The sequence below is a fragment of the Sphingopyxis bauzanensis genome (genome assembly GCF_002205675.1).
Lineage (GTDB): Bacteria > Pseudomonadota > Alphaproteobacteria > Sphingomonadales > Sphingomonadaceae > Sphingopyxis > Sphingopyxis bauzanensis.
The window spans coordinates 1,224,721-1,244,174 of the sequence record NZ_NISK01000001.1 but is presented as its reverse complement, the minus strand read 5'-3'; the positions used below and the strand labels follow the sequence as shown (position 1 = coordinate 1,244,174).

Here is a 19,454-nt window from a genome sequence, read left to right as displayed (position 1 = left end):
GGGGGGGCGACGTCGCGTCATGGCCCCTCGGTCAGCGGACAGGGAGGATATGTCGTTAAATCGATTGCCCGGTCTTCGCCCAGTCGGCGAGGAAGCCTTCGATGCCCTTTTCGGTCAGGATGTGCTTGAACAGCCCCTTGATCACCGACGGCGGCGCGGTCATCACGTCGGCACCGATCTTGGCGGCTTCGAGGACATGGATGCCGTGGCGCACACTGGCGACGAGGATCTCGGTCTCATAGCCATAATTGTCATAGATCAGCCGGATGTCGGAAATCAGCTGCATGCCGTCGAAACCATTGTCGTCGTGGCGGCCGACGAAGGGCGAGACGAAGGTCGCGCCCGCCTTGGCCGCGAGCAGCGCCTGCGCTGCCGAGAAGCAGAGTGTAACATTGACCATCGTGCCGTCGCTGGTCAGCGCCTTGCAGGTTTTCAATCCGTCGATCGTCAGCGGCACCTTGATGCAGACGTTATCGGCTATCTTGCGGAGGATTTCGGCCTCTTTCATCATCGTTTCATGGTCGAGCGCGACGACTTCGGCGGACACCGGGCCGGTCGTCAGCGCGCAGATTTCGCGGGTCACTTCCTTGAAGTCGCGGCCTGACTTGGCGATCAGCGACGGGTTGGTGGTGACGCCGTCGAGCAGGCCGGTTGCGGCGAGTTCCTGGATGTCGGCGATTTCGGCGGTGTCGGCGAAGAATTTCATGGCGCGGGCTTTCTGTCGGAAGAGCGATTCGAATTGGTGATCGCCCTAGAGCAACGGCAGGGAAAACTGAACCGTCCTGTCCAACTATCGTCATGCCGGACTTGATCCGGCATCCATAACAAGGGTGCCGCATGGATCCCGCATCAAGTCCGGGGTGACGAACGTGTGAAAGGACTGGCGTTCGTTCTTTGTTCCGATTATGCGCGAACGCATGGCCAAAGCAAAACGCCAATATATTTGCCAGAATTGCGGCTCCGCCACCTATCGCTGGCAAGGGCAGTGCGCCGATTGCGGCGAGTGGAACACCTTGGTCGAGGAAGCAGGCGAGACGGTCTTTTCGGCCAAACACGACCTCAGCAAGGGCGGGCGCACGATCGCGCTCGAAACGCTGAATGCCGACAGCAAGATGCCCGAGCGGATGCTGTGCGGGATTGCCGAATTCGATCGCGCGCTGGGTGGCGGGTTCGTCGCGGGGTCGGCGACGTTGATCGGCGGCGATCCGGGGATCGGCAAGTCGACCCTGCTGCTGCAGGCGGCGGGGCGGCTGGCGCAGGCGGGCAAGTCGGTCGTCTATATCAGCGGTGAGGAAGCGACGGCGCAGGTGCGGCTACGCGCGCAGCGGCTGGGGCTCGGCAACGCGCCGGTCGCCCTCGCCAGCGCGACGTCGGTGCGCGACATTCTCGCGACCCTCGACCGACAGACCGCCGATTTCGTCGTCATCGATTCGATCCAGACGATGCACAGCGACCTGATCGACAGCGCGCCCGGCACGGTGAGCCAGGTCCGCGCGTCGGCGCAGGAATTGATCCGCTATGCCAAGGACAGCGACGCCGCGATCGTGCTGGTCGGGCATGTCACCAAGGACGGGACGATCGCGGGGCCGCGCGTGCTTGAACATATGGTCGATACGGTGCTGGCGTTCGAGGGCGAGCGCAGCCATCAATATCGCATCCTGCGCGCGGTGAAGAACCGCTTTGGCGGCACCGACGAGATCGGCGTGTTCGCGATGGGTGAGGAGGGGTTGGGCGAGGTCAGCAACCCGTCGAGCCTGTTCCTGACCGATCGCAGCCGCGACGTACCGGGATCGGTCGTGTTCCCCGCATTGGAAGGCACCCGGCCGGTGCTGGTCGAGGTACAGGCGCTGACCGTGCGGCTCGCGAGCGGGGCGACGCCGCGACGCGCGGTGGTCGGGTGGGACAGCGGGCGACTCGCGATGGTGCTGGCGGTCTTGGAAGCGCGCTGCGGGCTCCAGATGGGCGCCGCCGAAGTCTATCTGAACATTGCCGGCGGTTACCGACTGACTGACCCCGCCGCCGACATGGCGGTCGCGGCGGCGCTAATTTCGGCGTTCAGCGAGCGGCCGGTGCCCGCCGACGCGATCGTCTTCGGCGAATTGTCGCTGTCGGGCGAGGTGCGGCAGGTTTCGCACGACGGATTGCGGCTGCGCGAGGCGGCAAAGCTGGGTTTTTCGAGCGGTTGGGGTCCGAAGGGAATGAAGCCGGTGGGGGGAATTTCGGTGACCGGTTTCGAACGGCTCGGCGAACTCGTTGACCTGATGCTCGGTCGCGACTAGCCACCCCTGAATGGGAAGTCTGACAGCTCTGGATATCCTCGTGCTGACGCTCGTCGGCGGCAGCGCGGTGCTCGGTTTTTGGCGCGGCCTGGTGCAGGAAGTGACGACATTGCTCGCCTGGATCCTGGCGATTGCGGCGGTGCGCTTCTTTCATCCGTTCGTCACCGACCTGTTGAGTGGCTGGGTCGGCAGCGGCGGCGGCGCCGCAATGCTGGCGTTTGTGTTGCTGTTCGGGGGCGTCTTCGCCTTTGCCAAATGGGGATCGCGCGCGATGGGGCAGCGCAGCCGCGCGTCGCTCGTTGGCGGCTTCGACCGCGGGCTGGGGGCCGGGTTCGGCGCGGTAAAGGGGCTGATGATCGCGGCGATCGGCTTCCTGCTCGTGGCGCTGCTGTACGACATCGGTTATGGCAACGCGCAGCGTCCGACATGGATGACAGACAGCCGCACCTATCCCGCGCTCAACGCGACAAGCCAGGCGCTGAGCAAGGTGATCGCCGAGCGCCGCGCGGAAGCGCGCGCGGCCGAAGCCGAAGCACCGACGCCATGAGCGGGCCGCTGTACAACCGCGACATTTTGGCGCTGGCGGTGGCGACGTCCGAACATCTGCCCAACCCCGACGCGCGATATCACGCCACGGCGCGCGCGCCGCTGTGCGGCAGCCGCATCCTCCTTGATCTTGACGCCGACGATCTGGGGCGGGTCACCGGCATCGGCATGCATGTCGAGGCGTGCGCGCTGGGACAGGCGGCCGCGACGCTACTCGCGCGCCACGTTAAGGGACGCAACCGCGACGAGATTCGCGGTGCGCGCGACTCGATTGCGGGCTGGTTCGGCGGAACTGGCGCCGTGCCCGACTGGCCGGGCTTTCAACTGCTGGCCCCCGCGCGCGAGTATCCTGCGCGGCAGGGGGCGATCCTGTTGCCGTTCGACGCCGCGATTCTTGCGCTCGAAAAACAGGGCGCACGCGTGTGAACTTGCTCGCGCTAACCGCGGTGGCGACCGATGTGGCCGCCGAGCAGGCAACCGACACCGCGCTGGTCGAAGGAGCGATCCTGTTGGGGGTCGCAACGCTGTTCATCCTGCTGTTCCGCCGTCTCGGGCTGGGCGCGGTGCTGGGCTATCTGATCGCGGGTTCGCTGGTCGGCCCCTACGGTCTCGGGCTCGTCGGCGGCGGCGAATCGAAGCTCGCATTTGCTGAAATCGGCATCGCGTTCCTGCTCTTCCTCGTTGGGCTGGAACTGCATCCGCGGCGCCTGTGGGACATGCGCCGCGCGATCTTCGGGCTTGGACTTGCGCAAGTCGTGATCACCGGCCTGATCCTATCAGGCCTCATTTTCCTAACGCTCGGCTTCAGCTGGCAGGCGGCGCTGGCGCTCGGGCTGCCGCTCGCACTGTCGTCGACTGCACAGGTGCTGCCAGGGCTGAAAAGCTCGGGCCGAATCAACTCGCCTTTTGGTGAAAAGGCCTTTTCAGTGCTGCTGTTCCAGGATCTCGCGATCGTGCCGATGATCACGATCATCGCGGTGCTGTCGCGCGCCCCCGCCAATTCCGACGCGCCGCCGGGGTGGCAGATGGCGCTTTATACCGTCGCCGCGATCGTCGTCCTCGTCCTCGCCGGACGCTTTGTCGTCAATCCGTTGCTGCGGATCATCGGCCGCTATGGCGAGCGCGAATTGTTCGTTGTCGTCGGGCTGCTTGTCGTCATCGCCAGCGCCGCCTTTATGCATAGCCTGCACCTGTCGACCGCGCTCGGCGCCTTCATCGCCGGCGTGATGCTGGCCGATTCGCCATACCGGCACGAGATCGAGGCCGATGTCGAACCCTTCCGCCTTGTGCTGCTCGGGCTGTTTTTCCTTGCCGTCGGCATGGTGCTCGACCTCAATGTCATTCGCGAAGACCCGCTGCGCGTCGTCGCGCTCGCCGCCGGGCTGGTCGCGGTGAAGGTCGCGGTGCTGACCGTGATTGTGCGCCTGTTCGGCAAGCCGTGGAGCGTCGCGCTCGGGCTTGGTCTGCTGCTCAGCCAGGGCGGCGAATTCGGCTTTCTGCTGTTCACGCAAGCGACCGAGGCGCAGCTGATCGCGCCCGAGGCGGCAAGCCTGTTCAGCGCGGTCGTAACGCTGTCGATGATATCGACGCCGTTCCTGATGCTGTTCGCGCGCAACCTGGAGTTTGCACCCGACAGTATCGAAGCCGAACTCGACGACCCCGAACATGCGCCGCGCGGGTCGGCGATTGTCGTCGGCTACGGGCGGTTCGGACAGATCGTGACGCAGATGCTGAACGCGGTCGATTGTTCGGTGACGCTGATCGACAAGAAGCCGAGCCAGATCGAGACGTCGGGGCGCTACAACACCAAAGTCTATTATGGCGACGGGCTGAAGGTCGATGTGCTGCGCCGCGCTGATGCCGAGGATGCACGGCTGATCATTTTCTGCACCGACGACCGCAGCTTTGACGCCGCGGTGCTGGCGCCGATCGTCAAGGCGTTTCCGAACGCCAAAATCCTGACTCGAGTGTTCGACCGCCGCCAGCTGATGGCGATCGACGGCGCCGGGGTCGACGGCGCGGTGCGTGAAACCTTTGAAAGTTCGATCGCGCTCGGGCTCTTGGCACTGAAGCAGATCGACGTCGATGACGTTGAAATCGCCGATGTCGAGCAGGCGCTGCGCCACCTCGATTCCGAACGACTGCATGTGCAGATCAGCGAGGGTGATCTGACCGCTGGCATGAACCACCGCTTTATCGCGGGTGGCGGGCGGCAGGCGGCGAGTGTGCTGGAAACGCTGCGCGAACGGCGCCGCGCCGCCAAGCTTGCCAAAGACGAAGGCGAAGCAGTTCGCAGTTAAAGCCCTGTCATCAGCCGGTCCAAATCTGGCGAACGGACCCCTGAGTCTCGGCAGGAGTAGCGGTCGCCGCCGAAGGATGTCACGCCATCTTGCGGGAACTAAGCCGCCTCGACCACCAGCATCCCGCCTTCGGCGCTGACCACGCGGACCTTGGTCCCTTCGGCAGCGTCCGGCCCGCGGACCGGCCATTCGCCGTCGCCAACCTTGGCCCGGCCGCGGCCGTTTTCGATCGCGGTCACCAAGGTCAGCACTTCGCCGACCAGCCGCCCGCCGCGCTGGTTGAGCAGCGGGTCGGTCGACACGATCGGGTTGTTCTTGAGCCAGCGCCGCGCGCTGTAGAGCGCGATGAAGGCGAGCACGGCAAAGACGCCGAGCTGCATCGGGACGCCGATCGGGAGCAGAAAGGCGAGGACGCCGGTCGCGATCGCCGCGACGCCCAGCCAGACGAGGAAGAACCCCGGCGCGACGATTTCGGCGGCGCACAGCAGCACCCCGATGGTCAGCCACGCCCAATGCGGCTCCATGTTCGACAGCCAATCGGGCATCTCAGCGCACTCCTGGCGTCGTCGGCGGCGTCGGGCCGCGCTCGAACGCATCCTTGGCAAGCTCGCCGATACCGCCGAGCGTCCCGATCAGCTGCGTCGCCTCGACCGGGAACAGGATCGTCTTGCTGTTCGGGCTGGTGGCGAACTGACTGACGGCTTCGACATATTTTTGCGCAATGAAGTAATTGATCGCCTGCGCGTTACCGCCCGCGATCGCGTCGGACACCATCTGGGTTGCCTTGGCTTCGGCCTCGGCTTCGCGTTCGCGGGCTTCGGCGTCCCGGAAGGCGGCTTCGCGGCGGCCCTCGGCCTGCAAGATCTGGCCCTGCTTCTCACCCTCGGCGCGCAGGATTTCGGAGGCGCGCATGCCTTCGGCTTCCAGGATGTTGGCGCGCTTTTCGCGCTCCGCCTTCATCTGGCGCGCCATCGCGTTCGAAATATCGGCAGGCGGGCGGATGTCCTTGATCTCGACGCGGGTGATCTTGACCCCCCACGGCGTCGTTGCCTCGTCAACCACGACGAGCAGCCGCGCGTTGATATGGTCGCGCTTCGACAAGGTTTCGTCGAGGTCCATCGAGCCCATCACGGTACGCAGGTTCGTCGTCGTCAGGTTCATGATCGCCAGATACAGGTCGCTGACTTCGTAGGCGGCCTTGGCGGCGTCGAGCACCTGGAAGAACACCACGCCGTCGACCGCGACCATCGCATTGTCCTTGGTGATGATTTCCTGGCCGGGAATGTCGAGCACCTGTTCCATCATATTGACCTTGCGGCCGACGCGATCGAAGATCGGCATGATGAAGTTCAGCCCCGGCTGCGCGGTGTGCGTGTAGCGACCGAAGCGTTCGATGGTGTAGCTGAAACCTTGACGAACCGGGGTGAGCGCCCACAGCAGGAACACCGCCGCGAGCACGACGAGTGCGATCGGAAACCAATAGTCCATCGAAAATCCCCTCTGCGAACCTGGCCGTGAGGCCTCACTCCTTTATTGCGAGAATGGCCCGGTTGCGCCAGACAAAAGCGCATGACCCACCCTGAATCTGCTCCGCGCTCGCTGCTTTATGTCCCCGGCTCGAATGCCCGCGCGCTGGAAAAAGCGTCGGGCCTCGCCGCCGATATGCTGATTATAGATCTTGAGGACGCAGTCCCCGCGGATCGCAAGGACGAAGCGCGCGCTGCGATGCGCGCCGCGGTGATGGCGGGCTTTTCGGGCAAGCGCGTCGCGGTGCGGGTCAATGCAACCGGGACGGCGGAGCAGGCGGCGGACATCGACGCGCTCGCCGATCTGACGCTCGATGCGGTGGTGCTGCCCAAGGTCGATGCGCCGACCGATCTGGGTCCGGTGCGCGGGCTGGGTCTGCCGGTTCTGGCGATGATCGAAACTCCGGCGGCGATCTATGCTGCGCGTGACATTGGCGCCGATCCCGCGGTTGCGGGTTTGATCGCGGGGCTCAATGATCTGGCGCATGAATTGAAGCTCCCGGACGGCATGGATCGGAGCGCAATGAGCCATGCGATCCAGGCGATCGTGCTGGCGGCGCGTGCGGCCGGTGTGTGGGCGCTCGATGGGGTTTACAACGCCATCGACAACGTCGCTGGCTTTGCTGGCGAAGCCGCCGAGGGACGGCGGCTCGGATTCGATGGCAAGTCGCTGATCCACCCCTCGCAGATCAACCCGTGCAATGCCGCCTTTGCCCCCTCGGCGCGCGAGATCGCTGCCGCCGAGGCGCTCGTCGCGGCGGCGACGGGCGGGGCGCAGCGTCACGACGGGCGGATGATCGAGGATATGCACGTCGCTGCGGCGCGCGCGCTGCTGGCGCGGCGCTGAAAGCTACCCTCCCGCTCGCGGTAGGGATTGGGGGTGGGCAGCGACATCGCATTGGCCCACCCCGCTGCGACTAGCGAACAAGTTTGCAAGTCTCGCTGCCCCTCCCGCTTGCGGGAGGGATGATTGCCATTCGTCGTTCGACGAACGCGCCTTGCCTGAGCCAAACGGAAATGCCATGCGGCGGCCCCATGAAGATCATTCGTTTCCGTACCGCTATCGCGGCCATCGCCCTCATCGCCTGCCTTCCTGCCGCCGCGTCTGCTGCGCCCGCAAAGGCCGATCCGCCAGTCACCGAAGCCCAACTCGCTGCGCATATCAAGGCGCTCGCCGACGACGCGTTCGAAGGACGCGCCCCGGGCACCGATGGCGAGGATCGCACCATTGCCTATATCGTCGGCGAATGGGCCAAGGCCGGACTCGAAGCCGTACCGGGCAGCGCCACCCCGTGGTTGCAGCCGATCCCTTTCGTCGAGAGTCGCGCCGTCGGCGGCACCGCCAAGTTCAAGGTGCATGGCCGCGATTTCGCTATCGAGGATGACGGGGTCATCCTGAACGGGCGCGACGCGTCGATGTCACTGGCCGACCTTCCCGCGGTCTTTGTCGGTTACGGCGTCGATGGCGCGGGCAAGGTCAACGCCGACGTCACCGGCAAGCTGGCGATCATGTTGTTCGACAATGCGCCGTTCGGCGACAAGCTGCCGCGTTACCGCGAGCGGCGGCAGATGCTGGCCGACGCGGGCGCCGCAGCCGTGCTGGTGATTGCGACCGACGCCGTGCCATGGGCGGAGCTGCGCGAAAGTACTGGTAGCACGGCCGTGCGGCTGGCGAGCGCCAAGCCGGGCGCGCCGGTGAGCGGCTTCCTGTCGCTCGAAGCCGCCGACGCGCTGCTCAAAAAGGCAGGACAGGATGGCGGCGCGGTGCGTGAAGCGGCAAAGTCGCCCGACTACCGCGGCATCGTGCTGCCGATGACCGCCGATCTGACCACCCAATCGACGGTCCGGCCCTTCATCAGCAACAATGTCGTCGCCAAGCTGCCCGGCGCCAAGCCGGACGGCAAGGCGGTGCTGTTCCTAGGCCATTGGGATCACCTTGGTATCTGCGGCAAGGAAGGCGAGGCCGATCGCATTTGCAACGGCGCGGTCGACAATGCGAGCGGCATCGCGGTGCTGATCGAGGTAGCCAAGCGGCTGGCGTCGGGTCAGCGCCCCGACCGCGACATCTATTTCCTGGCGACGACCGCGGAAGAAAAGGGTCTGCTCGGCGCGCGCTATTTTGCCGATTATCCCGTGGTGCCGCTGAGCGACATCACCGTGGCGCTCAATGTCGACACCATCGCGATTTCGCCGCGCGGCACCCCGGTCGCAACGATCGGGCGCGGCAAGCCCGCCTATGATGCGGTGGTGCGCGCCGCCGCGACCAAGCTGGGCCGCAAGCTCGACGAGGATGGCGAGGCCGACGCCTTCATTCAGCGCCAGGACGGCTGGGCGCTGGGTGCCAAGGGCGTGACGTCGCTGATGGTCGGCGGCAGTTTTTCGGATATGCCGCTGTTGGAAGCGTTTCTGGGCAGCGATTATCACGGCCCGAACGACAATTTCAGCGACAAGATCCCGCTGGGGGGCGCGGCGGAGGATGCCGACCTGCATGTGGCGCTGGGGCGGGCGTTCGCTGACGTGAAGGCGTGGCCGGGGAAGTAAACTTCCTCATCGTCATTGCGGGCGAAGCGAAGCAATCCAGAGCGGTTTACGCCACCCTGGATTTCTTCGCTTCGCTCGCAATGACGGTGATTGAATAGGGACTGTCCCTATTTAATCGATCGCTCTTACGCCGCCTGCTTCGCTCGCTCCGACATTTCCTGATTGAGCATCTCGGCCAGCAGGAACGCCAGTTCCAGCGACTGCCCCGCATTCAACCGCGGATCGCAGTGCGTGTGATAGCGATCGGCCAGGTCCATCTGGGTCACGTCCATCGCGCCGCCGGTGCATTCGGTGACATTCTGGCCGGTCATCTCGATATGGATGCCGCCGCCATGCGTTCCCTCGGCGCGGTGGACGGCAAAGAAGCCGCGCACTTCGGCGAGGATGCGCTCGAACGGGCGCGTCTTGTAGCCGTTGGGCGTCTTGATGACATTGCCGTGCATGGGGTCGCACGACCACACGACAGGGTGGCCCGATTCCTTTACGGCGCGCACCAGCTTGGGCAGATGCGCCTCGATCTTGTCATGGCCATAGCGGGTAATCAGCGTCATCCGACCCGACACATGGTTCGGGTTCAGCGTGTCGAGCAGGCGCAGCAGCACGTCGGACTCCAGGCTCGGTCCGCACTTCATGCCGACCGGATTGCCGATGCCGCGCAGATATTCGATATGTGCCGACCCTTCGAAACGGGTGCGGTCGCCGACCCACAGGAAGTGGCCCGACGTGTCGTACCAGCCGCCGGTCAGGCTGTCCTGCCGCGTCAGCGCCTGCTCATAGGGGAGCAGGAGCGCTTCGTGGCTGGTGTAGAAGCTGGTGCCTTTGATCTGCGGCACCGTCTCTGGCGTCACGCCGCACGCTTCCATGAAGGCCAGCGCTTCGGAAATCCGCGCCGCAGTTTCCTGATACTTCTTCGCCCAGGGGCTGCGGTCCATGAAGTCATGCGTCCACGCGTTGACCTGATGCAAATTCGCATAGCCGCCGTTGGCGAAGGCGCGCAGCAGGTTTAGCGTCGCCGCCGACTGGTTATACGCCTTGACCATGCGCTGCGGGTCGGGCTCGCGGCCCGTTTCCTCGAACGCGATGTCGTTGATGATGTCGCCGCGATAGCTCGGCAGCGAGATGCCATCGATGTCTTCCATGTCGGCCGATCGCGGCTTGGCGAACTGGCCCGCCATGCGGCCGAGCTTCACCACCGGCATTTTCGACGCAAAGGTCAGCACGACCGCCATCTGGAGCAGCACGCGGAAGGTGTCGCGGATGTTGTTCGGATGAAACTCGGCAAAGCTTTCGGCGCAGTCGCCGCCCTGCAGCAGAAACGCCTTGCCCTCGGCGACGCGGCCGAGGTCGGCGGTCAGGTCGCGCGCCTCGCCGGCAAAGACCAGCGGCGGATAATTGCTGAGCTCGCGCTCCGCCGCCGCGAGCGCAGCGGCGTCGCGATAGGTGGGGAGTTGGCGGGCCTCGTGCGAGCGCCAGCTATGCGGTTGCCAATTCTTGCTCATCTGCCTGTGTCTTCACTGTTTGAACCGGGCGCCGCCATGGCGCGAATGTTGCTCGGACGCAATGCACGCCATTTCACGAACGATAAAATTAGCATTATCGTGACATTTGCGCACCTATGCTTTTCTTGAGGACCAAAAACTGATAGTTTGTTTCACTGCTTTGGAATGGAATTCGCGTTACCAAGGCATCGGGCTATCGGCGACGTTATACATGCATCGACCCGATACCGGGTCTCCACGCAAAGCGACTGGCTATGGCGAATTTCGAGTCCGCATGGTTTGTATATGGGGCATTGCTGTTGCTGCTGGCGACCAGCTTTGTCGTGCGCATCGATTATGTCCGGATCGGGCTCGCCGCGGCGGCGCTGGTGGCGGTGCCGCTGGTTTTATTCCGCGAACCCGACGTCGGATACGGCATGCTGGTGCTGGCGATCCTCATCGTCAACCTCGGCATCCTGGCGCGGTTGTGGCTGCGCGAGCGACAGGTCAGCTTTTCGGCGGAGGAAGAGGCGCTGCGGCGTGAGCATTTCAGCGCGCTCAACCAGGTGGCGGCGCGCGGGCTGATCGATCAGGGGCATTGGATTTCGGCGAAGCGCGGCGAGATATTGATCCGCGAGAACCAGGCGGCGCCGAGTTTATTCTATCTCGCCGAGGGGCAGGCGGCGATCCGGCGCGACGGCGCCGAGGTCGGCAAATTATCCGACGGCGCGCTGATCGGCGAAGCGACGGTGCTCGACGGCACGCATGCGACGGGAACGGTGCTGCTGGGCAGCAATGCGCGGCTGTGGTTTGTCCCGGCGGCGGCACTTCGCGCCTATCTGGCCGCCAACCCCGCGATCGCGAGCGCGCTGCACGAAGGTTTTGCGCGCGCGCTGCGCGGCAAGCTGGCGAGCGCGAACACGCGGCTGGCCGACCGGGCGCCGATCGTGTGAAAAATCCGCGATCACCACGCCTCGAACTTGTCATCGCCGCCTGCTAGTCAGGGCGCCATGACAATGATTCTCTACGGCATTTCGAATTGCGACACGATGAAAAAGGCACGGCGCTGGCTCGATGAGCGGGGCGTCGCCTACCGCTTTCACGACGTCCGCAAAGATGGGCTCGATGCCGCCAGGTTGCAAAGCTGGATCGATGCGCTCGGCTGGGAAAAGCTGCTCAACAAGGCGGGAACGACGTTTCGCAAACTGCCCGATGCGCAAAAGGACGGGCTCGATGCGGCATCGGCGAAAGTCTTGATGCTCGACCAACCCGCAATGATCCGCCGTCCGGTCGTCGAAGCTGCGGGCGCGATCAGCGTCGGTTTTTCGGCCGCCGACTGGCAGGCGCGTTTTGCGGCATGATCCGGCGGATGCTGGCCTTGCTGGCCCTGACGCTGCTGGCCGGTTGCTCGGCTGATCCGGTGACCGCGCAATCGACCCTCGATGGCCAGCCACCTGTCGTCATCGCGCATCGCGGTGCATCGGGCGAGCGACCCGAACACACAATCGCCGCGTACCGGCTGGCGATCGAACAGGGCGCCGACTTTATCGAGCCCGACCTGGTGTTGACCAAGGACGGCGTGCTGGTGGCGCGGCACGAAAATGAGATTTCGGAGACAACCGACGTCGCCGATCGCGCTGAGTTTGCCGACCTTAAGGCGACCAAGACGATCGATGGCAGCAAGGTGACCGGTTGGTTCACCGAAGATTTCACGCTGGCCGAATTGAAGATGCTGCGCGCCCGTGAACGGCTGCCGATGCTGCGCTCGACAGATTATGACGGACAGTTCGATATTCCAACGTTTGAGGAAATCCTGACGCTGCTGGCCGAGGTGAACGCGGGCCGCGATAAGCCGGTCGGCATCTATCCTGAGACCAAGCACCCCAGCTATTTTACGTCGATCGGGCTGTCGCATGAGGCGCCGCTGCTCACGCTGCTCGACCGCTTCGGCTATCGCGGCCGCAAGGCGCCGGTCTATATCCAGAGCTTTGAGGTGCGGAACCTGATGGACCTGCGCGCCAAGAGCGACCTGCCGCTGATTCAGTTGATGGACGGCGAGGGCGGTCCGCCCGACAGGCCTGAAACCAGCTATGCCGCCATGGCGTCACCCGCAGGCCTCAAAACCGTCGCATCCTATGCGGACGGTATCGGCCCGAACAAGGCGATGGTCATCCCGCGCGGCGCGCTCGGCTCCCTGGCCGAACCGACCAGCCTGGTGCGCGACGCACATGCTGAGGGGCTGAAAGTGCATCCATGGACGTTCCGCCGCGAGAATTATTTCCTGCCGCTGGGTAACAAAGGCGGGGTCAACCCGGCGGGGCATGGCGACCTGGGCGCCGAGATCGCCGCTTATCTGGCTACTGGCATCGACGGACTGTTCAGCGACAATCCGCGCGAGGCGGTGGTGACATTAGCGGGAAAGATCGACCGAAGTGGACGTTGATCCTCCCTGTGGCGAAACCATGGGGAGGTGGCCGCGCGACGAGTTGACGGAGGGGCGATGGCACTAGCGTCGCTGCCCCTCCACCATCCGCTTCGCGGACGGTCCCCCTCCCCATCGTTGCGCGACAGGGAGGGTTTTCGCCTCATCGTCATCTCGGACTTGATCCGGGCTCCATAGCCGCGCTGTCGTCATGGATCCCGGATCAAGTCCGGGATGACGAAGCTAGCTAGCGAGCGCTCGCTTTCGATCCCAAGACAGCGCAAAAACCCGGCCTGACGCCCATGGGGAGAGGCGTGGGCCGGGCCACGCGGCCGCGCTGACTTCAATCGCTGCCGGTCTCCCATTGGAACACCGCTTCCAGCGGCTTGCCGAACACGAGCGCGATACGGAAAGCGACCTCGAGCGACGGCGAATATTTGCCTTGTTCGATCGCGGCGATCGTTTGCCGCGTCACGCCGACGCGGTCGCCAAGGTCGCCCTGCGTCATTTCGCCCGCCAGAAAGCGCAGGGTGCGAATATCGTTGGTGAAGGGCAGTTTAGCCATGCCAGCCTCGGCGATAGCTGGTTACGACGACGATCAGCCCAACGAGTTCGGCCAACACGATGCCGAACAGCGCGGTGTTGACGATCTTGATCGCGGGTTCGGTGAACGGCATCACGACCCCGACGACGATCATCGCGGTCAGCAGGACATGATAGGATATGGCGGTGCCGCGCGCCGCGATCCCCCGGTCGCGCTCGTCGATCCGCGCACGTGGCAGCTTGCGCGCCTCGATCGCCAGCCAGATGCAGCCGATGATCACGACCACCGCCTGCGTTGCAGCGATGGTGCCGAACAGCCATAGCATGGCGAACAGTGACGTACCGGCGGGATGCCCCGCGATGATCAGCCCGAAATAGAGGCTATATGCCAGCACCATCGCCACCAGCATCAGCCAACTCGCTTTTTCCTTGTAGGTCATCATCAATTCCTGTCGGTTGAATGGTCCGACCGGCGCATCAATGGCGCCGATAGAGCCAGATCTGCGAGCCGATCCGCAGCAGTTCGGACCCCACGACCATCGCGAGCAGCAGGTTGAGCAGGATCGCGGGCGCCGCGCCGGTGAAGATCAGCCCGATGCATGCCCAGGTGCCGACCACCATCGGATAATAGGCGAGATGGGTGCCGCGCCAGTGGATCGCCCGGTCGCGCTCATCCTCGGCAAGATGCACTTCCTTGCGGTTGCGGATCGCCAAGATGACGGTCGCTACCGTCATGGCGACGATGATCCCCAGCGTCAGCGGGATCAGCATCCCGCCCGCGGTCCACAGCGCCGAAGGCGAAGCAGCAATGCTCCACGGAAAGGCGAGGAAGTACCAGCCAAAGGCGAGGAGCATGGTGACAAAAGCCACCCAGTGAATTTTCTCGCGGAACGTCATGTCGAACTCCATGTCATATGATTCGAACCTAATGTCGAATATTTTTAACATAGAGTCAATCACGAATAACATGAACAGGCTTTGCCGCTTTCGCGCCGCCGCTTTAGCCGCTAAGCCCGCGCCCTATGTCCACCCTGCCCAAAACGCTCACCTTCGACACCTCGACCAGCCGCGCGAACCCGACGCCGCAGCCGATGAAGCGCCTGACGGTGCCGCGCATCCGCCAGCGCAAGGGCGGCGAGCCAATCGTGATGCTGACCGCCTACACTGTCCGCATGGCGCAGCTGCTCGACCCGCATTGCGACATGCTCCTCGTCGGCGATTCGCTGGGGCAGGTGATTTACGGCCTGCCGCACACGGTCGGTGTCACGATGGAGATGATGGCGCTGCACGGCGCCGCGGTGGTGCGCGGCAGCTATCATGCCGCGGTCATCGTCGATATGCCATTCGGCAGCTATGAAGCGAGCCCCGAACAGGCGTTCACCAACGCCGCGCATTTGCTCAAGGAAACGGGCGCCGCGGCGGTGAAGCTGGAGGGCGGTCGCGCGCTCGCGCCGACGATCGAATTTCTGACCCAGCGCGGCATCCCGGTGATGGGCCACGTCGGGCTGACGCCGCAGGCGGTGAACATCCTTGGCGGCTATGGCGTGCGGGGCAAGAGCGAGGAAGAGGCACGGTCGATCGTCGAGGATTCGGTGGCGGTCGCGCAGGCGGGTGCGTTTTCGCTGGTGATCGAGGGCGTGCTCGAATCGATCGCGATCGAAGTCACCAACAAGGTTGCCTGCCCGACCATCGGCATCGGCGCATCGGCGCAATGCGACGGCCAGGTGCTGGTGACGGAGGACATGCTGGGCATGTTCGAACGCGTCCCCAAATTCGTGAAACGCTACCAAGACATGGCCGGCGTCGTCGACGGCGCGGTTCGGGAATATGCCGATCAGGTCAGGTCTCGTTCATTCCCGACCGAGGATCAGATCTACGCTGGCTGACGTGAGCGTATGGCAAGGATCGAGACCAAGTGAATCGCTTGGCCTTTTTCCGCGCCGTCGCTAAGGAAGCCGCGGTGGGATCTATGCCCAAAGCCCTGAACGATAAATGGAGGTTTGATTGGCCCTGAGCCCGACCAACGATGCCGCGCTGTTGCAGGAAGTTGACGAAGCCGTCCGCAAGGATCGTCTCGACACCGTCATGCAGCGCTATGGCCGCTGGATCATCGGCGGCGTGCTGGCTGCCTTGCTGGCGTTCGGCGGCTATCTGTACTGGATCCATCGTCAGGACGTCGCGCGCGGTGAACAGGCCGAGGAGCTGATCGCCTCGTTCGAGAAACTATCGACGAACCAGCCCCGCGCCGCTGCCACCGAACTCGAAAAAATCGCGGCCGGGGGCGATCCCGCTTATCGCGCCGTCGCCGTCATGCAGCAGGCGAACATCAAGGCGCAAGGCGGCGACCTGAAGGCCGCTGCCGCGCTGATGGCGAAGGTCGCTGCTGACACCAAGCTCGATCAGGCTCTGCGCGATCTGGCGCTGATCCGCCAGACCGCGTTTGAATATGACAGCCTGAAACCCGAAGCGGTGATTGCGCGCATGACGCCGCTGGTCGATGCCAAGGATCCGGTGTCGAGCTGGTTCGCCAGCGCCGCTGAATTGTCGGCCACCGCCCATTATCAGCTTGGCCAATATGACCAGGCCGGCTCGCTTTACGGCCGCATCGCCAAGCTGCCCGGTGTCGCCAAATCGTTGCAATCGCGCTCGGTGCAGATGGCGGGCATGCTCGGCGTCGATGCCGTCACCGATCGCGCGGCCGAAAGCGCTGCGAAGGACCAAAAAGGCAATGCCGCGCCGCAAGCAGCGGCAGCCGCCCCAGTTGAGGAAGCCAATTAATATGCGGAAGACGCGTTACGGAATCTATGCGGCGTTGCTCGCGCTGCCGCTCGCGGGTTGCGGTGTGTTCAAAGGCGACGGCGGCCCGAAGACGCCGACGATCGGCGATCGCGTGTCGATCCTGTCGAACGATGCCAGCATCAAGGTCGATCCGGCCACCGCGGCTATCGCGGTCGTGCTGCCCGAACCCGCGGTAAACGCGGCGTGGGCGCAGTCGGGCGGCAACGCCGCAAAATCGATGGGCCACCCGGCGCTGGGCGCGACGCGCAGCCAGCTTTGGCAGGCGAATATCGCCGGCAGCACCAACAAGCAGCGGCTCGCTGCGTCGCCGGTGATCGCCGACAACCGCCTGTTCGCCGTCGGCACCGATGCCGTCGTCACCGCGCTCGCAGCCGACACCGGCGCGCCGCTGTGGCGCACTGCAATCGGCAGCACCGGCAAGGATTTCAAGGATTCGCTGTTCGGCGGCGGCGCCGGGGTCGACGGCAATGTCGTCTATGCGACCAGCGGTGCGGGCGACGTCGCTGCGCTCAATGTCGCCGACGGATCGGTAATCTGGAAGGTCAAGCCTGCCGGGCCGCTGCGCGGCGCCCCGACGATCGCGTTTGGCGGTGTTTACGTGATCACTCAGGACAACCAGATCATCGCGCTTAACGCCGCCAACGGCGGGGTGTTGTGGCAAGCGACCGCGTCACTCGAAGCTGGCAGCGTGTTCGGCGCGGCATCGCCCGCGGCGGGGCAGGGGACGATCGTTGCCGGCTTCTCGTCGGGCGAGGTTCAGGCTTATCGGTATGAAAACGGCCGCGACCTGTGGGAAGACGCGCTGGCGCGCACGTCGATGGCACTGTCGGTGTCGACGCTCACCGATGTCGACGCCGATCCGGTCGTCGACAATGGCCGCGTTTTCGCGCTCGGCCAGGGCGGCCGCATGGCGAGCTATGAACTGCTCACGGGGCAGCGCACGTGGGAAATCTCGATCGCCGGTATCTCGACGCCTTATGTGGTTGGTGAGTGGGTCTATGCGATGACCGACGACGGCAAATTGCTGTGCGTAGCGCGCACGTCGGGCAAGGTGCGTTGGCTTCAGCAGCTTTCGCGTTTTCGTATCGAAACCGAAAAGAAGAAAAAGGATCCGATCCGCTGGAGCGGTCCGATCCTGGCGGGTGGCCGCCTGATCGCGGTCAACAGCGAGGGGATCATGGCGGAATATTCGCCGACCGATGGGTCGCTGCTTGGCTCGACCGAATTCAAATCGCCGTTGTCGCAGACGCCGGTGGTGGCGAACAATATATTGTATATTTTGGCAGACGACGGGCAGATCACGGCCTGGCGCTGACAAGCGTCCGGGCCGGGGCGGCCCGGACAGATACAGGGATTAAGTGACATGTCGCGATTCGCGACGATAGCCATTGTTGGCCGCCCGAATGTGGGCAAATCGACGCTGTTCAACCGGCTGGTCGGCAAGCGGCTGGCGCTGGTTGACGACCAGCCCGGGGTGACGCGCGACCGCCGCGAAGGCGACGCCAATCTGCTCGGGCTAGAATTTCGCATCGTCGATACCGCGGGTTTCGAAGATCAGGACGCCGCGACTTTGCCCGGTCGGATGCGCGTCCAGACCGAAAAGGCGGTGCGCGAGGCCGATGCCGCGCTGTTCATGATCGACGGCCGCGCTGGGGTCGTCCCGCTCGACGAGGAAATCGCGCGCTGGCTGCGCAGTGAAGACACGCCGATCATCCTGGTGGTCAACAAGGCCGAGGGCAAACAGGGCGAAAACGGCCTGATGGAATCCTATTCGCTCGGCTTCGACAATCCGGTCGCGCTCAGCGCCGAGCATGGCGACGGCATGGTCGACCTTTTCGACCTGCTGCGCCCGATCGTCGAGCCGTTCGACGAGATTGAAAAAGAAGTCGCTGCGGCTTCGGATGACGAGGACGCTCCACTTGGCCCAATGAAGCTGGCAATTGTCGGCCGCCCGAACGCGGGAAAATCGACGCTAATCAACCGCATGATCGGCGAAGACCGGTTGATCACCGGACCCGAGGCCGGGATCACCCGCGATTCGATCCGCGTCGACTGGCAATGGGAAGACGACGGCGAGGTGCACGAAATCCAGCTGTTCGACACCGCCGGGATGCGCAAACGCGCCAAGGTGCAGGACAAGCTGGAGAAAATGTCGGTCGCCGACGCGCTGCACGCGGTCGATTTCGCCGAGGTCGTCGTGCTGTTGCTCGATGCGACCAAGGGGCTGGAATCGCAGGATCTGCACATCGCCGACCGGGTTTTGCAGGAAGGCCGCGCGCTGGTCGTCGCGCTCAACAAATGGGATGTCGCCGAAGAGCCGTCGTCGCTGTTCAACGGCGTCCGCGCCGCGCTCGAGGACGGGCTAAGTCAGGTCAAGGGCGTGCCGGTGCTGACCATTTCGGGTGCGACGGGCAAGGGGATCGACACGCTGGTCCGCGTTGCGTTCGAGCAGCGCGCGATCTGGACCAACCGCGTCTCGACCTCGGCGCTCAATCGCTGGTTCGAACGTGCGGTCGATGCCAATCCGCCCCCCGCCCCCGGCGGCAAGCGCATCAAGCTGCGCTACATCACGCAGGCGCGTACGCGGCCGCCGACCTTCGTTGTGTTCGGGACGCGCACCGACAGCCTGCCGGGCAGCTACGAACGCTATCTGGTCAACGGCATGCGCAAGGAACTCGGGTTTCAGGGCGTGCCGGTGCGGCTCAACTTCCGCAATTCGCGCAATCCCTATGACGAATGAGGGGTCGACGCTGGTCGTCGACGCACGCGGAATGCGCTGCCCCTGGCCCGCGCTGCGGCTGGCGCGCGCGATGCGCGATGCCGCCGATGTGCTACTGATTGCCGACGATCCGCAGGCAGGGCGCGAAGTGGCGGCGCTCGCGGATGAGCATGATTGGCAGGTCGAGCCGGAAACGGCGACGGATGACGCGGAGCGTTGGCGCGTGCGCCGCCGCTGACCCAAATTGGGGCGGCTTTGCTGAGTAGCGCCCGACGTCGTAACGTCTTTTTTACTCAATTTG

The 19,454-nt window shown here is 64.5% G+C and carries 21 protein-coding genes; 14 read left to right on the top strand and 7 right to left on the bottom strand.

The features are described from left to right. Positions 1-55: 55 nt before the first annotated feature. Complete coding sequence (gene fsa / locus CDQ92_RS06065; RefSeq protein ID WP_088440397.1) at positions 56-706, bottom strand: fructose-6-phosphate aldolase; 651 nt, start codon at positions 704-706, stop codon at positions 56-58. Positions 707-917: 211 nt separating this feature from the next. Here fsa and radA point away from each other — a divergent pair, with 211 nt between their 5' ends. From radA to CDQ92_RS06045, 4 genes are read left to right on the top strand one after another with little or no spacing between them, the layout of a single operon-like run. Next, on the top strand, positions 918-2,279 hold the full coding sequence (gene radA, locus CDQ92_RS06060) for a DNA repair protein RadA (RefSeq protein WP_088440621.1): 1,362 nt from the start codon (positions 918-920) through the stop codon (positions 2,277-2,279). Between the two features lie 10 nt (positions 2,280-2,289). Next, positions 2,290-2,826, top strand: a complete 537-nt coding sequence (locus CDQ92_RS06055) for a CvpA family protein (RefSeq protein ID WP_088440396.1) — start codon at positions 2,290-2,292, stop codon at positions 2,824-2,826. After that, positions 2,823-3,251, top strand: a complete 429-nt coding sequence (locus CDQ92_RS06050) for an iron-sulfur cluster assembly scaffold protein (protein WP_088440395.1) — start codon at positions 2,823-2,825, stop codon at positions 3,249-3,251. Before CDQ92_RS06055 ends, CDQ92_RS06050 begins: the two co-directional genes overlap by 4 nt. Next, positions 3,248-5,125, top strand: coding sequence for a cation:proton antiporter domain-containing protein (locus CDQ92_RS06045; protein WP_229667256.1), 1,878 nt, complete (start codon positions 3,248-3,250; stop codon positions 5,123-5,125). Before CDQ92_RS06050 ends, CDQ92_RS06045 begins: the two co-directional genes overlap by 4 nt. Positions 5,126-5,223: 98 nt before the next feature. Here CDQ92_RS06045 and CDQ92_RS06040 read toward each other — a convergent pair whose 3' ends face one another. After that, on the bottom strand, positions 5,224-5,670 hold the full coding sequence (locus CDQ92_RS06040; protein ID WP_088440394.1) for an NfeD family protein: 447 nt from the start codon (positions 5,668-5,670) through the stop codon (positions 5,224-5,226). 1 nt (position 5,671) lies between these two features. Next, positions 5,672-6,613: an SPFH domain-containing protein gene (locus CDQ92_RS06035; protein ID WP_088440393.1), complete on the bottom strand. Its 942-nt coding sequence runs from the start codon at positions 6,611-6,613 to the stop codon at positions 5,672-5,674. Positions 6,614-6,694: 81 nt separating this feature from the next. Between CDQ92_RS06035 and CDQ92_RS06030 the strand changes: the two genes are divergently transcribed. Together CDQ92_RS06030 and CDQ92_RS06025 are read left to right on the top strand one after the other, a co-directional pair. Continuing rightward, positions 6,695-7,498, top strand: coding sequence for an HpcH/HpaI aldolase/citrate lyase family protein (locus tag CDQ92_RS06030; RefSeq protein ID WP_088440392.1), 804 nt, complete (start codon positions 6,695-6,697; stop codon positions 7,496-7,498). A 188-nt stretch (positions 7,499-7,686) separates the two neighbouring features. After that, positions 7,687-9,192, top strand: coding sequence for a M20/M25/M40 family metallo-hydrolase (locus CDQ92_RS06025; RefSeq protein ID WP_229667258.1), 1,506 nt, complete (start codon positions 7,687-7,689; stop codon positions 9,190-9,192). 125 nt (positions 9,193-9,317) lie between these two features. On the opposite strand, the gene CDQ92_RS06020 is transcribed toward CDQ92_RS06025, so the two are convergent. Then, positions 9,318-10,691: a class II 3-deoxy-7-phosphoheptulonate synthase gene (locus tag CDQ92_RS06020; RefSeq protein ID WP_088440390.1), complete on the bottom strand. Its 1,374-nt coding sequence runs from the start codon at positions 10,689-10,691 to the stop codon at positions 9,318-9,320. 293 nt (positions 10,692-10,984) lie between these two features. Here CDQ92_RS06020 and CDQ92_RS06015 point away from each other — a divergent pair, with 293 nt between their 5' ends. From CDQ92_RS06015 to CDQ92_RS06005, 3 genes are read left to right on the top strand one after another with little or no spacing between them, the layout of a single operon-like run. Next, on the top strand, positions 10,985-11,623 hold the full coding sequence (locus tag CDQ92_RS06015) for a cyclic nucleotide-binding domain-containing protein (RefSeq protein ID WP_229667260.1): 639 nt from the start codon (positions 10,985-10,987) through the stop codon (positions 11,621-11,623). A 57-nt stretch (positions 11,624-11,680) separates the two neighbouring features. Continuing rightward, positions 11,681-12,031: an ArsC family reductase gene (locus CDQ92_RS06010; protein ID WP_188682315.1), complete on the top strand. Its 351-nt coding sequence runs from the start codon at positions 11,681-11,683 to the stop codon at positions 12,029-12,031. Beyond that, on the top strand, positions 12,028-13,113 hold the full coding sequence (locus CDQ92_RS06005) for a glycerophosphodiester phosphodiesterase (RefSeq protein WP_088440387.1): 1,086 nt from the start codon (positions 12,028-12,030) through the stop codon (positions 13,111-13,113). Before CDQ92_RS06010 ends, CDQ92_RS06005 begins: the two co-directional genes overlap by 4 nt. 322 nt (positions 13,114-13,435) lie before the next feature. Here CDQ92_RS06005 and CDQ92_RS06000 read toward each other — a convergent pair whose 3' ends face one another. Genes CDQ92_RS06000 through CDQ92_RS05990 form a run of 3 tightly spaced genes read right to left on the bottom strand, consistent with a single transcriptional unit; the run spans position 13,436 to position 14,532 of the window. Next, a complete protein-coding gene (locus CDQ92_RS06000) occupies positions 13,436-13,657 on the bottom strand; it encodes a helix-turn-helix transcriptional regulator (RefSeq protein ID WP_088440386.1) in 222 nt (73 codons plus the stop codon). Next, on the bottom strand, positions 13,650-14,078 hold the full coding sequence (locus tag CDQ92_RS05995) for a hypothetical protein (RefSeq protein WP_229667262.1): 429 nt from the start codon (positions 14,076-14,078) through the stop codon (positions 13,650-13,652). Before CDQ92_RS05995 ends, CDQ92_RS06000 begins: the two co-directional genes overlap by 8 nt. A 34-nt stretch (positions 14,079-14,112) precedes the next feature. Continuing rightward, the gene (locus CDQ92_RS05990; protein ID WP_088440618.1) at positions 14,113-14,532 is read right to left on the bottom strand and encodes a hypothetical protein; all 420 of its coding nucleotides are present in this window, start codon (positions 14,530-14,532) and stop codon (positions 14,113-14,115) included. Positions 14,533-14,657: 125 nt separating this feature from the next. Here CDQ92_RS05990 and panB point away from each other — a divergent pair, with 125 nt between their 5' ends. From panB to CDQ92_RS05965, 5 genes are all read left to right on the top strand, one after another. Further along, a complete protein-coding gene (gene panB, locus CDQ92_RS05985; RefSeq protein WP_088440385.1) occupies positions 14,658-15,521 on the top strand; it encodes a 3-methyl-2-oxobutanoate hydroxymethyltransferase in 864 nt (287 codons plus the stop codon). Positions 15,522-15,639: 118 nt separating this feature from the next. Next, positions 15,640-16,413, top strand: coding sequence for a tetratricopeptide repeat protein (locus CDQ92_RS05980; RefSeq protein ID WP_088440384.1), 774 nt, complete (start codon positions 15,640-15,642; stop codon positions 16,411-16,413). 1 nt (position 16,414) lies between these two features. Continuing rightward, positions 16,415-17,749, top strand: coding sequence for an outer membrane protein assembly factor BamB family protein (locus CDQ92_RS05975; protein WP_088440383.1), 1,335 nt, complete (start codon positions 16,415-16,417; stop codon positions 17,747-17,749). Positions 17,750-17,797: 48 nt separating this feature from the next. Beyond that, positions 17,798-19,174: a ribosome biogenesis GTPase Der gene (der, locus tag CDQ92_RS05970; RefSeq protein WP_088440382.1), complete on the top strand. Its 1,377-nt coding sequence runs from the start codon at positions 17,798-17,800 to the stop codon at positions 19,172-19,174. After that, positions 19,164-19,391, top strand: coding sequence for a sulfurtransferase TusA family protein (locus CDQ92_RS05965; RefSeq protein WP_088440381.1), 228 nt, complete (start codon positions 19,164-19,166; stop codon positions 19,389-19,391). The genes der and CDQ92_RS05965 overlap by 11 nt, the downstream gene beginning before the upstream one ends. The last annotated feature ends 63 nt before the right edge of the window (positions 19,392-19,454 follow it).

What these genes read in the sequence shown, in the direction of transcription:
- panB (WP_088440385.1), top strand. Translation starts at nt 14,658, where the DNA reads ATGTCCACCCTGCCCAAAACGCTCACCTTCGACACCTCGACCAGCCGC.
- CDQ92_RS05975 (WP_088440383.1), top strand. Translation starts at nt 16,415, where the DNA reads ATGCGGAAGACGCGTTACGGAATCTATGCGGCGTTGCTCGCGCTGCCG.
- CDQ92_RS05990 (WP_088440618.1), bottom strand. Translation starts at nt 14,532, where the DNA reads ATGACGTTCCGCGAGAAAATTCACTGGGTGGCTTTTGTCACCATGCTC.
- CDQ92_RS06025 (WP_229667258.1), top strand. Translation starts at nt 7,687, where the DNA reads ATGAAGATCATTCGTTTCCGTACCGCTATCGCGGCCATCGCCCTCATC.
- CDQ92_RS05995 (WP_229667262.1), bottom strand. Translation starts at nt 14,078, where the DNA reads ATGATGACCTACAAGGAAAAAGCGAGTTGGCTGATGCTGGTGGCGATG.
- CDQ92_RS06010 (WP_188682315.1), top strand. Translation starts at nt 11,681, where the DNA reads ATGACAATGATTCTCTACGGCATTTCGAATTGCGACACGATGAAAAAG.
- fsa (WP_088440397.1), bottom strand. Translation starts at nt 706, where the DNA reads ATGAAATTCTTCGCCGACACCGCCGAAATCGCCGACATCCAGGAACTC.
- CDQ92_RS06035 (WP_088440393.1), bottom strand. Translation starts at nt 6,613, where the DNA reads ATGGACTATTGGTTTCCGATCGCACTCGTCGTGCTCGCGGCGGTGTTC.
- CDQ92_RS06020 (WP_088440390.1), bottom strand. Translation starts at nt 10,691, where the DNA reads ATGAGCAAGAATTGGCAACCGCATAGCTGGCGCTCGCACGAGGCCCGC.
- CDQ92_RS06005 (WP_088440387.1), top strand. Translation starts at nt 12,028, where the DNA reads ATGATCCGGCGGATGCTGGCCTTGCTGGCCCTGACGCTGCTGGCCGGT.
- CDQ92_RS06050 (WP_088440395.1), top strand. Translation starts at nt 2,823, where the DNA reads ATGAGCGGGCCGCTGTACAACCGCGACATTTTGGCGCTGGCGGTGGCG.
- CDQ92_RS06000 (WP_088440386.1), bottom strand. Translation starts at nt 13,657, where the DNA reads ATGGCTAAACTGCCCTTCACCAACGATATTCGCACCCTGCGCTTTCTG.
- der (WP_088440382.1), top strand. Translation starts at nt 17,798, where the DNA reads ATGTCGCGATTCGCGACGATAGCCATTGTTGGCCGCCCGAATGTGGGC.
- CDQ92_RS05965 (WP_088440381.1), top strand. Translation starts at nt 19,164, where the DNA reads ATGACGAATGAGGGGTCGACGCTGGTCGTCGACGCACGCGGAATGCGC.
- CDQ92_RS06030 (WP_088440392.1), top strand. Translation starts at nt 6,695, where the DNA reads ATGACCCACCCTGAATCTGCTCCGCGCTCGCTGCTTTATGTCCCCGGC.
- CDQ92_RS06040 (WP_088440394.1), bottom strand. Translation starts at nt 5,670, where the DNA reads ATGCCCGATTGGCTGTCGAACATGGAGCCGCATTGGGCGTGGCTGACC.
- radA (WP_088440621.1), top strand. Translation starts at nt 918, where the DNA reads ATGGCCAAAGCAAAACGCCAATATATTTGCCAGAATTGCGGCTCCGCC.
- CDQ92_RS06055 (WP_088440396.1), top strand. Translation starts at nt 2,290, where the DNA reads ATGGGAAGTCTGACAGCTCTGGATATCCTCGTGCTGACGCTCGTCGGC.